Raw genomic sequence first — 12,600 nt, forward strand, 5'->3', positions numbered from 1 at the left:
CATGCAAGTTCGTGTCTTTTCGTTGTCGCTGTTGGTGGCTGCGGTATTTTGTTCTGTTCTGCTCATGGGCGGCACTGTTCTGGCTGATGATGCCTCGACCCTGCGCGAGGCTCAGGCCGCGCTGGACAAGGCCGATTACGATCAGGCCGTGCGCGTGCTCAAGCCGCTGGTGGACAGCGGCAATGCCGAAGCCCTCTATGTTATGGGTCGCCTGATCCTTGAAGGCAAGGGCGTGAAGAAAAACAATACGCGCGCTGCGGAATTTTTCCGTCTGGCGGCAGAAAAGGGCGACGTCAGCGCCATGAATTCGTGGGCAACATCGCTGGTTACCGGGGATGGCGTTCCACGCAATTACCACGAGGCCGCCCGCTGGTTCCGCAAGGCCGCCGATCAGGGGTTGGCCATGGCCCAGTACAATCTTGGCTACCTCTATGCCTATGGCAAGGGCGTGGCCAAGGATGAAGCCGCCGCCATTGACTGGTACACCCGGGCCGCCAATCAGGGGCTGGCTTCGGCACAGTATTCGCTGGGCTGGACCTACATGAACGGCAAGGGCGAAAACCAGAGCGACACCAAGGCGGCCCATTGGTTTGAAAAGGCTGCAGAGCAGGATCACGCCAAAGCCCAGAACAACCTGGCCTACATGTACGCTGAAGGGCGCGGCTATGCCCAGGATCCCGCCAAGGCCGTGCAGTGGTATACACGCGCGGCGGAGCAGGGCTATGCTGAAGCGCAGTACAACCTCGGCTATATGTATGAGCAGGGGCGCGGCGCGGCGCAGGATTATACCCAGGCTGTGGATTGGTACCGCAAGGCTGCGGAGCAGAATGAAGCTGCCGCTCAGTACAGCCTTGGCCTCATGTACGAACAGGGTACGGGCGTTCCCCGCAACCTGACCGAAGCCAACCGCTGGTATCAGCTTGCCGCCAAGAACGGGGATCCAGATGCCAAGGCCGCCCTGCGCAGCATGTCCACCAAGGCTCCTGCCAAGGCCGCAGCTCCCAGCAGCCCCACCAAACAGACCCGCGATAAAAAGAAACAGTAAACCAGACGGGCCAGAAGACCCGACATCCAAAAATATAAAGGCCGTCCGGCATACCTGCGAGTATGCCGGACGGCCTTTGCCTTTCTGCCAATCGGCACCGTCTGTTCCTGCGGCATCCCTGTATCCGCCATTGTGGCAGAAAAAGACTATTTTTTGTCATTGCTGCCAGTGCGGTCGTTTTCTATTCTGCACACATGAAACAGCGCGTTGTTTTCTTTCTTTATCCCGGCATTGTCTCGTTGGATGTATCCGGCCCGCTGGAGGTTTTTGCGGCGGCTACGGATATCCTGGCGCACACCAACAAAAAGGATCAGGGCTATGCCCCCGTGTTCGCCGCCTGCACCCCAGGCCCTGTGCGAACGTCATCCGGTCTTGTGCTGACGGCGCAAACAACACTTGAATATCTTTCGCCGGATATTCTCGTTGTTCCCGGCGCAGTGAATGCGGAAGCCATATCGGAGAATCCGCAGATCATACAGCAGGTAAGTGCGGCGGCGGCCCGATCTGCGCGCATAGCAAGCGTGTGCAGCGGGGCGTTCATTCTGGCGGCCTGTGGTCTGCTGCATGGCAAAAGGGCGGCAACCCACTGGCTGGTGGCTGGTCGCCTGGCCGAACTGTATCCGCTGATTACCGTGGAGCCTGACGCCATTTTTGTACGCGACGGCAACACGTCCACAAGCGGCGGCGTTACGGCGGGCATAGATCTGGCGCTGGATATGGTTGAGGAAGACTACGGCGACAGACTGGCAATGGAAGTCGCCCGCGTCTTGCTTTTGTACCGCCGCCGCCCCGGCAACCAGAGCCAGTACAGCTCCGCGCTGGCCGCGCAGGTCAATGCGGGCAGGTTTGCCCCTCTGGTGCGCTGGCTGGAGGCGAATCTTGGCAAAAGCCTGACTGTTGAGCGCCTGGCCGAGGTGGCGAACATGAGCCCCCGCTCGTTCGCGCGGGTATTCCCCGCAGAAACCGGCAGCAGCCCGGCCCGCTTTGTGGAAGGCTTGCGCATCACCCGGGCGCGGGAGCTTATTGAAGCCGGGGCTGATTCCTTTGCCTCGGTGGCGCAGTCGGCGGGTTTTGGCAGCGAAGATCGCCTGCGCAAGGCCTTTATTCGCCGTCTTGGCCTCAGCCCCCACCAGTACAGCCGACTTTTTTTTAAAGGAGAATAAAGATGAAAAAAGGCCTCACATACGGAATATATATTTATGAACAGGTGGCGGAGCTGGATTTTGTAGCGCCCATGCAGGTTTTTGCGGCATCTAACCAGTTTGCCGGGGGCGGCAGGGTGGTGACGCTGAGCTGCACGGGGCAACCCCTCTGCGGGTTGAGCGGCTTGCGTATTACCCCGGACTACAGCCTGCAAAACGTCCCGCCGCTGGATGTGCTGCTGTTGCCCGGCACGGCGGAAGTTTCCGAATACGCCTGGAGCGACCCCGGCATTCTGGAGTGGGTGCGGCAGCAGTACGAAAAGGTGGAATACCTTGCCGCCGTATGCACCGGTGGGTTGATTCTGCAAAGGGCCGGCTTGCTCAAGGGGCGCCGGGCCACAACGCACTGGCAGCTTATGGCCGCCTTTGAAAGAGACCCAGAAATAACAGCTCTGCCGGATGCGCGCTATGTGCGCGACGGCAAGATCGTCACCTCGCAGGGCGTCTCTGCGGGGATGGATATGGCCCTGTGGCTCGTGGGCCAGATACATGACCCTGATCACGCCCGCCTTGTGCGCAAAATTTTGCAGTACGATCCGGCCCCGCCGTATACCGCCGAAGTTTAGGCGGCTTCAACCCCTGCCAGCCTGAATTGTCTGGTTGAAAATATAACGGCGCAGCTCTGTGAGGGTAACAGGGCTGCGCCGCGTGTGTGATGGCAACCTGCTGAAATATTGTCAGATTGTTGAGGGTAGTTAATTCATTTCAGTTGTAAACTGCGTTACCGCAGGCCGTGGTCAGCTCCGGCCCTGCGCCTTTGCCGCAAAGAAAAGGCCTCCGCGAGGAGGCCAATACTGATGGAAAGTTACAAATGGTTGAGCGCTACAGCCACGCCCGCCAGATGCAGACGAGAGCCGCAACGGCAATGATGCCGCGCAGCACGGTGCGGAAGCGTTCTGGATTGATCCTTTTCGCTACGGGGAAGGCGCACAGCGTACCCAGCACAGTGGCTGGCAAGCCGTATGCGGCGTAGCGCAGCACCTCGGGCGTGTATAATCCCGCTCCGGCCTGGAGAACGCAGGTCAGTGAAGCCCTGATGATAAAAAATACGCCCAGCGTGCCGAGAAATATACGTGGAGTCCACCCGGCATAGAGGCCGTAAGCTCCCACTGGAGGGCCATCAAAAGAGATGGCCGACCCAAGCACGCCCGAGGCAAAGCCCGCAAGCCCGCCCTTGAGCCAGGATTCCTGCCCGGTCTGGCTTAGGCGCGAGCGGCTCTGCCAAAGCACAAATGCCAGCAGGAGTATGCCGGTCATGCCCTGGAGCATGCTGCCAGGAACCATCTGGAGAATGAAAAGGCCGATGATGGAGCCGGGGATGGCCCCGGCAAACAGGGGGTACAGCGCGCGAACCTTGCAGAACCGAAAATGCATGGCGGCGATCATGCCGTCCATAACAAGATTAAGTATGCAGCTCAGGGCGATGACAACCTGAATGGGAATAAACAGGGCCGCAAGGGGCAGGGCGATCATGGCGCCGCCGATGCCGCTTGCACCTGAAACAAAACCGCCCACAAACCAGGCGATCACAACTACAAGAACGGGAATATCCATAGGGCCTTCGCTGATCCGGCATCAGGGCCGGGGTGGAACGTATTCAACAGGCAACACGGCAGGTTGCAGCCACCTCTTGGCCTTACGCGTGAAGCACGGAGCAGGTCAACCTGGCGGAAAGGGGCGGTGGCGTAAAAGGAGTGTTCGTGCCTGGCAGGCCGGGGGAGTATTTGCGCCTTTTCAGGTATGGATCAACATGCTAATCTTGCTCAAGGTTTCTGAGGCATTCTGAAATTTTGGCTTGTTCCCAACCGTTACGGATTGTTGCCAATGATTGATCTTTTGAGCAACTTTGATGCCTTTACCATGGCAGTTCTCGTGGCGGCTCTCTATTTCTCGCTGTCTTCCGTGCTTGTGTACACGTACTTGTACCGCCGCACCTATCCTGGGTTCGGGAGTATGACACTTGGGCTAGTTTGCTGGTCTGTAGGGCTGTTTCTTAACTATTTCCGTCCTTTTGATTTATTGCTTTCCCTCTACTCTGGCGGCGTGCTGATGCTGCTCTCCGGAGTTTTCCTGTTCCGTGGCCTGCTGCTGTATGGCGGTGTCAGGCCGAAGCGTCGCATGGCAATAAATTATGGTGTTTTTGCGGTAGCTTCAGCCGTAATCGCCTATTATATGTTTGTTGATTTCAACACGTGCACAAGGGTTGCCATATTTTCCCTTGGCATGGCTTTCATGTTTCTCCGCATCGGTTTTGAGCCGTATGTGGTCAAGGGCTGGAAACGGCATGCGACGCAATCTCTGCTGTCGGCGATGTTTGTTGTCCTTGGGGCGGTGTTTGTGCTGCGCGCGTACAAGGCCTTCAACTCCGTGCAGTGCCTTCCCTCCGGGCCGGATGACATGGCCAAGGCCCTGCTGCTCATGGCAATGTTCATTGCCTCGATTTTGACTTTCAGCATTATCGCCATGACATTTGCAAGAATGGAAGCGGAACTGCGGGTCGCCAACGAAGAACTTCAGGATATGTCGGAGACAGACGCCCTCACCAGCCTTGCCAACAGGCGCAAGTTTGATGCCGCGTATGAGAGCGAATGGAAGCGGGCCGTGCGTGGGCGGCTTGGTATGGCCATTGTGATTCTGGATGTTGACGACTTTAAAAACTTCAATGACCAGTACGGCCATCAGGAAGGCGACGAATGCCTGCGCAAACTGGCGCAGGTTCTGCAAGCGCATGCCCGGCGCACCACAGATGTGGCCGCCCGATATGGCGGGGAGGAGTTTGCTCTGATCCTGCCCGGCATGGGCGCCACAGAGGCGCTTGCACTGGCGGAGGATGTGGTGCGGGCTTTTGCACAGATGTGCATTGAGCATGCAACTGGCAGGCACGGCAATGTTGTTACCGTGAGCGCCGGAGTTGCGGTGCTGGAGCCCACGGGAAAGAAAAACAGGCGGGAATTGCTGCGCGCGGCAGATGCGGCCCTGTACGCCGCAAAGGCTAAGGGCAAGAATACCGTGGTGCACTCCGCCTGAGCGGAGGGTGCTACTGGTCGCGCGTGATAATTGCTGGCCCGGTGCTGACGAATCCTCTTTTTTCCAGTTCTTCCACTGAAAGCGCTTTTGCGAAAAAGAATCCCTGCCCGATATTGCAGCCCATCATTTTGATTTTGGTGAATTGCCCTTCGTTCTCAATGCCTTCCGCAATGGAGGCTATGCCCAGGTATTTTGCCAGATCAATGACCGTCTGCGTGATGGCGCAGGCATCCGGGGCTTCGTCCATATCCCGCACAAAAGACTGATCGATCTTGAGCCTGTTGATGGGGTAGTGGCGCAGGGACGACAGCGAAGAAAAACCGGTGCCAAAATCGTCAATGGAAATTTCCAGCCCCATATCGCGAAATTTGCCCAGAGCGCGGCGGGCCTCCTTGGGGTCGGTCATAAGGGCGCTTTCCGTCAGCTCAATGGCAAGCAGATACGGCGGAATGGAATATTTGTTGAGGATACGCTCAATCATGGGCAAGGCCGCGCCACGCAAAAATTGCGATGGTGAAATATTTATGGAAACCTTGGGCGGGTTGAGCCCTGCGGCGCGCCATTGCTCGATCTGCGCGGCGGCGTTGTCGGCAACCCATTCGCCCAGTTTGTCAATAAGGCGTGTTTTTTCCGCCTGGGGAATGAACTTGCCAGGGAACAGCAGCCCGTCATTGGGATGCTGCCAACGCACAAGGGCTTCAAGCCCGATTATGCGTCCGGAATCCAGTTCCACCTGCGGCTGGTAGTGCAAAACCAGCTCGTTTTCTGTAATGGCGCGCGGCAATCCGCTTTCTATCTGCAGCTGGATGGCTGCCTTGATCTGCAGCTCGTCATTAAAGAAGCTGAAAGTGTTTTTGCCCTGTCCCTTGGCATGGTACATGGCAATATCGGCATTTTGCAAAAGACTGCTTATGTCGCTGCCGTGCTGCGGGTACACGGCTATGCCAATGCTGACCCCTGCGTAGATTTCAAAGCCGCATACAGAAATGGGCTGGCGTAAAGACTCAATGATGCGTTGCGCAGTGGCTGCAGCCTTGGCATCGTCCACATTTTCCAGCAGCAGGGTAAATTCATCGCCGCCAAAGCGTGAAACAACGGCATCCGCGCCAGCTGCGGTGGTGAGGCGGAGGGCCATTTTTTTAAGCAGACTGTCGCCCGCCGCATGCCCTATGGAATCATTGACTATCTTAAAATCATCAATGTCGATAAAGGCAACAGCAAACTGGCAACTGGTGGGCGGGTAGCAATCCAGCGCTTTTTGCAGGCGGTCGCAAAACACGGCGCGGTTGGGCAACTGGGTCAGTTCATCGTGCGTGGCCAGAAACTCAATGCGCCTTTGGGTTACGGCGATTTTTTTGATGTCGGCAAACACGCCGATATAGTTGGTTATGGCCCCGCGCAGATTGCGCACAGCCTTGATGTTCAACCATTCAAGGTAAAAGGTGCCGTCCTTTTTTTTGTTCCAGATTTCGCCTTCCCACCAGCCGTTTGAAAACAGCTGATCCCACATATGCTTGTAAAATTCCGGACCGTGACGGCCTGAGGCCAGCACACGCGGCGTCTTGCCGATAATCTCCTGCTGCGAAAAACCCGTGAGGCGGCAAAAGGATTCGTTGACTGCCAGGATGTTTGTTTCGCTGTCTGTTATGCAGATGGCTTCACCAGTGAAATCAAATACCTGCCCCGTAAGCTCCAGCTGTTTTTCGGCTTCATCGCGGCGGCGCAGGCTGTCGTAGGCAAGAAAGGCCAGAGCCACCAGCAGGGCAGATACCAGCGCCGCCGCGCACAACGTGGCGGTACGTATCTGCTCAAAGGGCGCAAAGGCGTTGCCCACAGCGCTGCCCACCACAAAGGTCAGCCCATACTGGCCAATTTTGTAATAGCCGAATATCCGTTCAATACCGTCAATCTGCGATGGGCGGCGAAAGTTGCCGCTGATGGGGGAGTTTGCTTTCAGATAGGTTGTGCCGCTGATGATGTGCCCGTAAATGAGGCCTGCTCCCGTGGAGCGCACAAGCAGTGCGCCGTCGGAGCGGATGACATCGATGGAGTCTTGCGCATCAAGGCCAAGGCTGCGAAAGAATGAGGCAAAGTAGTCTGGCTCAACAGAAACAACAATGACGCCGACAAGTTTGTCTTGTCGGACAATTGGGCTGGAAAACTGGATGGTCCATTTGCCGGAAACACGGCCCAAAACCGGCTTGCCAACATAAATTTCCCGCCACGGCGGGGTGAGGTGTACGCTGAAGTGCTCTCTGTCGGCTATGCTTATGCCTGTTGTGTGTGGCAGGGTTGAATAGGAAACAAGTCCGTCAGGTTCGACTATGGAAATTTGCAGGGCAAGATCGCCGATGATTTTTTTCAGCCCCTCCGCTTCTGCGCGAATATCCTTTTGGTCGGGAGCCCATGTGGCATCCAGCTCCTTGATGGCAAGCTCAAGGCGCTTGATTGTGGACATCATGTGCTCGCTCAGGGCGCGGGCCAGAGTGCGCGTGGTAATTTCAACAGTTGACTGAACTTCTCTTTCTGAGCGTGCAATGTCCCACAGGGTTGCCGACCAGATGATCGTCAGCAGAAAAAGAAGGGACGCCGCCGTGATGGCAAGCATGCGCCTGTTGCAGTTGCATAACGCGCCTTTCTTTTCTCTGGTGCTTTGCTCTGCTGTGGGCATGATCTCACCATCATTTGAAAGGAATTCAGTCGGGTACAGTGGAAGCTGATTTGCCCGCCTGCAGTGGGGTGCTGCACCACCTACTCGCTGTGGCTCCAAGTTTACATGATGCCGTATGTTTTTTGAATAAAAATAGTTAGATAAAATATAACAATCTAAAATAATGGAACTTTTTGTTGGCTTGGGTGGCAGGGTAAAAATATCTACCGATATTTAAGGCACACAAAGGGGGCTGCTGCTCTGCGCACAGGTTAATATTGATCAAGTATCTGCTGGTTCGGGCCTTATGCCATAACTGGAGAGAAGCGTTTCATGCACGTACCATTCTTTGACGCGCATAGAAAATATGGTGTGGGATGATATATTAATTGCTCTATGTATATATTTTTTATTTCTTAAAGTTATGACCAAGGTTCACAAAGGTGATGTATGATAAAATTTATTTTATTAATATATCGTGTTTGTAGTTTGTTGTTGGTGAAGCGTGTCTCTTTGAAGTTTATAAAAATCATAAAAACAATATTGTAGACAGTTTATATAAAAGTAAAAATTATCGGACATGAATGTTTTATATTTCAAGCCGGGATAACAATTTTGTACTGAAAATATGCCATAATAATATGATGTAAAAATAAAAGTTATAGAATCATTATGGTTACGAATATCGCGAAATAGTAATTTTTTATCTAGTCAAGCAGTATTTACAATGCTATTTTTTTGAACATCTTCAGCTAAGCACTGTTGTTCGGAGGAAGCATGGATAAATTCTTGCGTTTTATCTGTTTGTGTTCTGCCCTGACCCTCATGCAGCTGGGGGCAATGGCGCTTGTTTCAGGAACCTCCCTTGCGCAAAACGACAGGGGGACGTCATCAGGCCCCGTTCAAGCCAAGGGGTATCCCCACCCCGACCAGTATCTGACTGTCCCCGGCGTTAAAATCGCCGACAATCTGGAGCCTGTCATTCCCCATCCAGATCAGGACAAGGCCGTTCGGGAAAAACTGGCTGCTCTGGAAAAAAAGTTCGGTAAAAAACCCAACATCCTGGTTTTTGTGCTTGATGACGTTGGCTGGATGGATGTGGGCTTTAACGGCGGCGGCATAGCCGTGGGCAACGATACTCCCTCGCTGGACAAATTCGCTTCCGAAGGGCTTATCATGACCTCCGCGTATTCGCAGCCAAGCTGCACGCCAACCCGCGCCACCATCATGACCGGGCAGCTTCCGGTGCATCACGGCTTGCAGTACCCGCCCATGTACGGGCAGGCGGGCGGTCTGGACGGGGCCATCACCATTGCAAAACTGCTTTCCGATCAGGGCTATGTGACCCAGGGCATAGGGAAGTGGCACATGGGTGAAAACGAAGGCTCCCTGCCCAACAATGTCGGCTTTGACGATTTTCGTGGATTCCTTTCGGTTTCTGACGAATACACGGAGTGGCGCGACATCAATGCCAACCCAGAGATTGCCCTTAATCCCCCCCGGTTTGCCGCTTTTGAAAACGCCCCCTTCAGCCACAGCGAAGTGCAGTGCAAGAAAGGCGAAAAAGGTTGCAAGGATCTGCGGGTTATTGACCTCGACAGCATCAAGCATCTGGATGACGACCTGACGACCTACGGTGAAAATTTCATCAAGGCTCAGGCAAAAAATCCCAAGCCTTTCTTTCTGTATTTTGGCACGCGCGGATGTCATTTTGATAACTATCCCAGCGACAAGTATCTGGGCAGATCCCGCGCCTGCACGCCGTATTCCGACTGCATGGTTGAGATGGACGATGTCTTCGCCCGCCTGATGAAGGCCCTTGAGGATTCCGGCCAGATTGACAACACGCTGGTTATTTTTACCTCGGATAACGGGCCGGAAGGTGAAGTCTCGCCCTATGGCCGTTCGCCGTTCCGTGGATACAAGGGCACTACCTGGGAAGGCGGCACCCGCGTGCCCACGTTTGCCTATTTCAAGGGCGTGATCTCCCCCCGCAAGACAGAAGGTCTCTTTGACCTTGCGGACATTTTGCCTACAGCGCTTTCCCTCGCTGGCAAGCCCGGAGCAGAGCTTGCCAAGCTGCTGCCCCCAGACCGTTATGTGGACGGCATCGACCAGCTTTCCTTCCTGCTGGCGGACAAGGGCAATTCCAACAGGCGCAGCATCCTGTACTGGCTGGGCACCACCTTTGCGGCTGTGCGCATTGACGAGTTCAAGTTGCACAAGGCTGTGCAGATCACCGACATGATCACCCGCAAGGGTTACAATGGCGGCTTTACCGGCGGCATCGTTGAAAAAACCGGCGGCCTTGTGATGTTCAACCTGTACACAAATCCGCAGGAAGACGATTCCGTGGGTATTCGCCACATACCGGTGGGGAATGTCATCAATTCGGAATTTGGCCGCTACCGTGGCGTGTTGCAAAAGTATCCGCCCAATTTCCGCCTGCCAGGGTACTAGGCTTGAACATAGCCGAGAATATATGCAGATGCGGGCAGGCCCTGTTGCTGGGGCTTGCCCTTGTCTGCGGGCCGGACGCGACTCTTGCCGCCGATGCCGCCGAGGGATTTGCCGGTTCGCAAAGCTGCAAGAGCTGCCACGAAAAATTTTATTCCCTCTGGTCCACATCCCGTCACGGGCTGGCCATGCAGCCGTATGCAGATGCCACGGTTGGGGCGCAGCTGGCCCCGCAGGGTAAAGGCATTGAATCCGGCGGGCGGGTGTACCGCGCCTATTGCGGGCCGGGGCAGGGTTTTGTGCGCGAGACGGGCCCGGACGGCGAACACGACTACGCCATCGCGCAGGTGCTCGGCGGCAAAAACGTTTATTATTTTCTTACAACCCTTGAGCGCGGGCGCTTGCAGACCCTGCCTCTGGCTTTTGACGTGCGCAGTCGCCAGTGGTTTGCAGTTGCAGACAGTGCAACGCGGCACAGCCCCCACTTTCGGGCTGGCGGGCACGAGGGCCTCAACTGGCGCGACCGCGCCTACACCTTCAATACCTCCTGCCACGCCTGCCATGTCAGCCAGCTGACCACCAATTATGATGCGGCAAGCGACAGCTACCGCACCACATGGCGTGAGCCGGGCATCAACTGCGAAACATGTCACGGGCCGTCGCAGGCCCACAATGACGTTTGCCTTGCCGCGCAACCGGGAAAGCCGCCTGCGGATCTGAAAATCATCCGTATAAAAAAAGATCTGGATCGCCAGCAGCGCGACGATTCCTGTGCCTCGTGTCATGCGAAGATGTCGCCCATCACGGATTCATTCCGCCCTGGCGAACGCTTTTTTGACCACTTTGATCTGATCCTGCTGGAAAATGAGGATTACTATCCAGACGGGCGCGACCTGGGGGAAAACTTCACCTTCACATCATGGCTTTCTGCCCCCTGCGTGCGCGCGGGTAAACTGGAATGCATATTTTGCCATACCTCCAGCGGGCGTTTCCGTCAGGCCAAGGATCCAGATCAGGCATGCCTGCCTTGCCATAAGGACAAGGAGGCCGGGCTGGACAAACACACCCGGCACAAGCCGGAAAGCCCCGGCTCCCGCTGCATTTCATGTCATATGCCCAAGACGGACTTTGCCCGCATGAGCCGGAGCGACCACTCCATGCGCCCGCCCACGCCTGCCGCAACTGCCAGTTTTGGCTCGCCAAACGCCTGCCTTGGTTGCCATCCGGACAAGGACGCCGCATGGGCAGATGCCCTTGTGCGCCAATGGCGGCCCAGGGATTATCAGGCCCCTGTGCTGGCCCGCGCCCGGCATATTCTGGATGCGCGGCAGCGTAATTTCAGCCAGTTGCCAGCCATGCTTGCCTCCCTGACGGAGCCGGGGCGGGATGCTGTCTACGCAGCATCCATGTTGCGCCTGCTGCGCGCCTGCCCGGACAGCGCCAAGTGGCCGATGGTTCGCGCTGCCCTGAACGATGAATCCGAACTGGTCCGCGCCAGTGCCGCTGCCTCGCTGGCCGAAAATCGCGAAGCAGTCACCGTGAACGCCCTTGCCAAGGCTTGCGTTGATCCCTCCCGGCTTGTGCGGGTTCGGGCCGCCGAGGCATTGGCTGGCGTGCAGAGCCAGAATATCCCTGAATCCTCGCGACAAGCTGTTGCCAAGGCCAGAGAGGAACTGGAGCAATCCTTTTCTGCCAGAGCCGATGACTGGGCGGGCAGTTATAATCGCGGCAACTACCTGTTGCGCTCGGGCGAACCCGCAGCGGCCCTTTCGGCTTATGAGGCCGCTTTGCGTCTGCGCCCGGACGCCAGCGCCGCCCATGTTAATTCCGCCATGGCTCTGGCCCGTCTGGGCAGCATGGCCGGGGCGGAAGCTTCCTTGCGCAAAGCGTACGATATTGATCCCGACAATGCAGCCATTGCCTATAATCTTGGCCTGATACTGGCAGAGAGAGGCTTCCGGGCGGAGGCAGAGCAAATGCTGCTCAAGGCTTTACGCCTTGCCCCGACCATGTCTGACGCCGCCTATAATCTTGGTCTTCTTGCTGCCAGAACTGACCGCGCCAAGGCTCTGGGGTATCTGTGTCAGGCCGCTGGCATGCAAGGCGGCAATCAGCGTTACGCCCAGGCCATCCGCCAGATCAGCGGCGATACAGATATCGAGAACGCGTGCGCAAAAAGTTCTGCCCAGCAGGCGCAGTGAGTGCGGGTATGCTGGCTG

General features: G+C 56.2%; 8 protein-coding genes. 6 read left to right on the forward strand and 2 right to left on the reverse strand.

The features are described 5' to 3' along the window. The first annotated feature begins 1 nt into the window (after nt 1). From ACUZ79_RS15260 to ACUZ79_RS15270, 3 genes are all read left to right on the forward strand, one after another. Complete coding sequence (locus ACUZ79_RS15260) at nt 2-1,045, forward strand: tetratricopeptide repeat protein (RefSeq protein WP_240825778.1); 1,044 nt, start codon at nt 2-4, stop codon at nt 1,043-1,045. A gap of 194 nt (nt 1,046-1,239) precedes the next feature. Then, a complete protein-coding gene (locus ACUZ79_RS15265; RefSeq protein WP_449252104.1) occupies nt 1,240-2,208 on the forward strand; it encodes a GlxA family transcriptional regulator in 969 nt (322 codons plus the stop codon). Nucleotides 2,209-2,210: 2 nt separating this feature from the next. After that, nucleotides 2,211-2,813, forward strand: coding sequence for a DJ-1/PfpI family protein (locus ACUZ79_RS15270; protein WP_449252105.1), 603 nt, complete (start codon nt 2,211-2,213; stop codon nt 2,811-2,813). Between the two features lie 256 nt (nt 2,814-3,069). Here ACUZ79_RS15270 and ACUZ79_RS15275 read toward each other — a convergent pair whose 3' ends face one another. Beyond that, nucleotides 3,070-3,801 carry a sulfite exporter TauE/SafE family protein gene (locus ACUZ79_RS15275; RefSeq protein WP_240825773.1) on the reverse strand — a complete coding sequence of 244 codons (732 nt, stop codon included), beginning with the start codon at nt 3,799-3,801 and terminating at the stop codon, nt 3,070-3,072. Nucleotides 3,802-4,071: 270 nt separating this feature from the next. Here ACUZ79_RS15275 and ACUZ79_RS15280 point away from each other — a divergent pair, with 270 nt between their 5' ends. Continuing rightward, nucleotides 4,072-5,274: a GGDEF domain-containing protein gene (locus ACUZ79_RS15280; protein ID WP_449252106.1), complete on the forward strand. Its 1,203-nt coding sequence runs from the start codon at nt 4,072-4,074 to the stop codon at nt 5,272-5,274. Between the two features lie 10 nt (nt 5,275-5,284). Here ACUZ79_RS15280 and ACUZ79_RS15285 read toward each other — a convergent pair whose 3' ends face one another. Then, nucleotides 5,285-7,945 carry a bifunctional diguanylate cyclase/phosphodiesterase gene (locus ACUZ79_RS15285; protein WP_449252107.1) on the reverse strand — a complete coding sequence of 887 codons (2,661 nt, stop codon included), beginning with the start codon at nt 7,943-7,945 and terminating at the stop codon, nt 5,285-5,287. Nucleotides 7,946-8,701: 756 nt separating this feature from the next. Here ACUZ79_RS15285 and ACUZ79_RS15290 point away from each other — a divergent pair. Beyond that, nucleotides 8,702-10,384, forward strand: a complete 1,683-nt coding sequence (locus ACUZ79_RS15290; RefSeq protein WP_240825767.1) for a sulfatase-like hydrolase/transferase — start codon at nt 8,702-8,704, stop codon at nt 10,382-10,384. Between the two features lie 2 nt (nt 10,385-10,386). Continuing rightward, nucleotides 10,387-12,582, forward strand: a complete 2,196-nt coding sequence (locus tag ACUZ79_RS15295; protein ID WP_449252108.1) for a tetratricopeptide repeat protein — start codon at nt 10,387-10,389, stop codon at nt 12,580-12,582. The last annotated feature ends 18 nt before the right edge of the window (nt 12,583-12,600 follow it).

The sequence above is a fragment of the Desulfovibrio faecalis genome (assembly GCF_053570625.1).

What these genes read in the sequence shown, in the direction of transcription:
- ACUZ79_RS15280 (WP_449252106.1), top strand. Translation starts at nt 4,072, where the DNA reads ATGATTGATCTTTTGAGCAACTTTGATGCCTTTACCATGGCAGTTCTC.
- ACUZ79_RS15285 (WP_449252107.1), bottom strand. Translation starts at nt 7,945, where the DNA reads ATGCCCACAGCAGAGCAAAGCACCAGAGAAAAGAAAGGCGCGTTATGC.
- ACUZ79_RS15260 (WP_240825778.1), top strand. Translation starts at nt 2, where the DNA reads ATGCAAGTTCGTGTCTTTTCGTTGTCGCTGTTGGTGGCTGCGGTATTT.
- ACUZ79_RS15290 (WP_240825767.1), top strand. Translation starts at nt 8,702, where the DNA reads ATGGATAAATTCTTGCGTTTTATCTGTTTGTGTTCTGCCCTGACCCTC.
- ACUZ79_RS15275 (WP_240825773.1), bottom strand. Translation starts at nt 3,801, where the DNA reads ATGGATATTCCCGTTCTTGTAGTTGTGATCGCCTGGTTTGTGGGCGGT.
- ACUZ79_RS15265 (WP_449252104.1), top strand. Translation starts at nt 1,240, where the DNA reads ATGAAACAGCGCGTTGTTTTCTTTCTTTATCCCGGCATTGTCTCGTTG.
- ACUZ79_RS15270 (WP_449252105.1), top strand. Translation starts at nt 2,211, where the DNA reads ATGAAAAAAGGCCTCACATACGGAATATATATTTATGAACAGGTGGCG.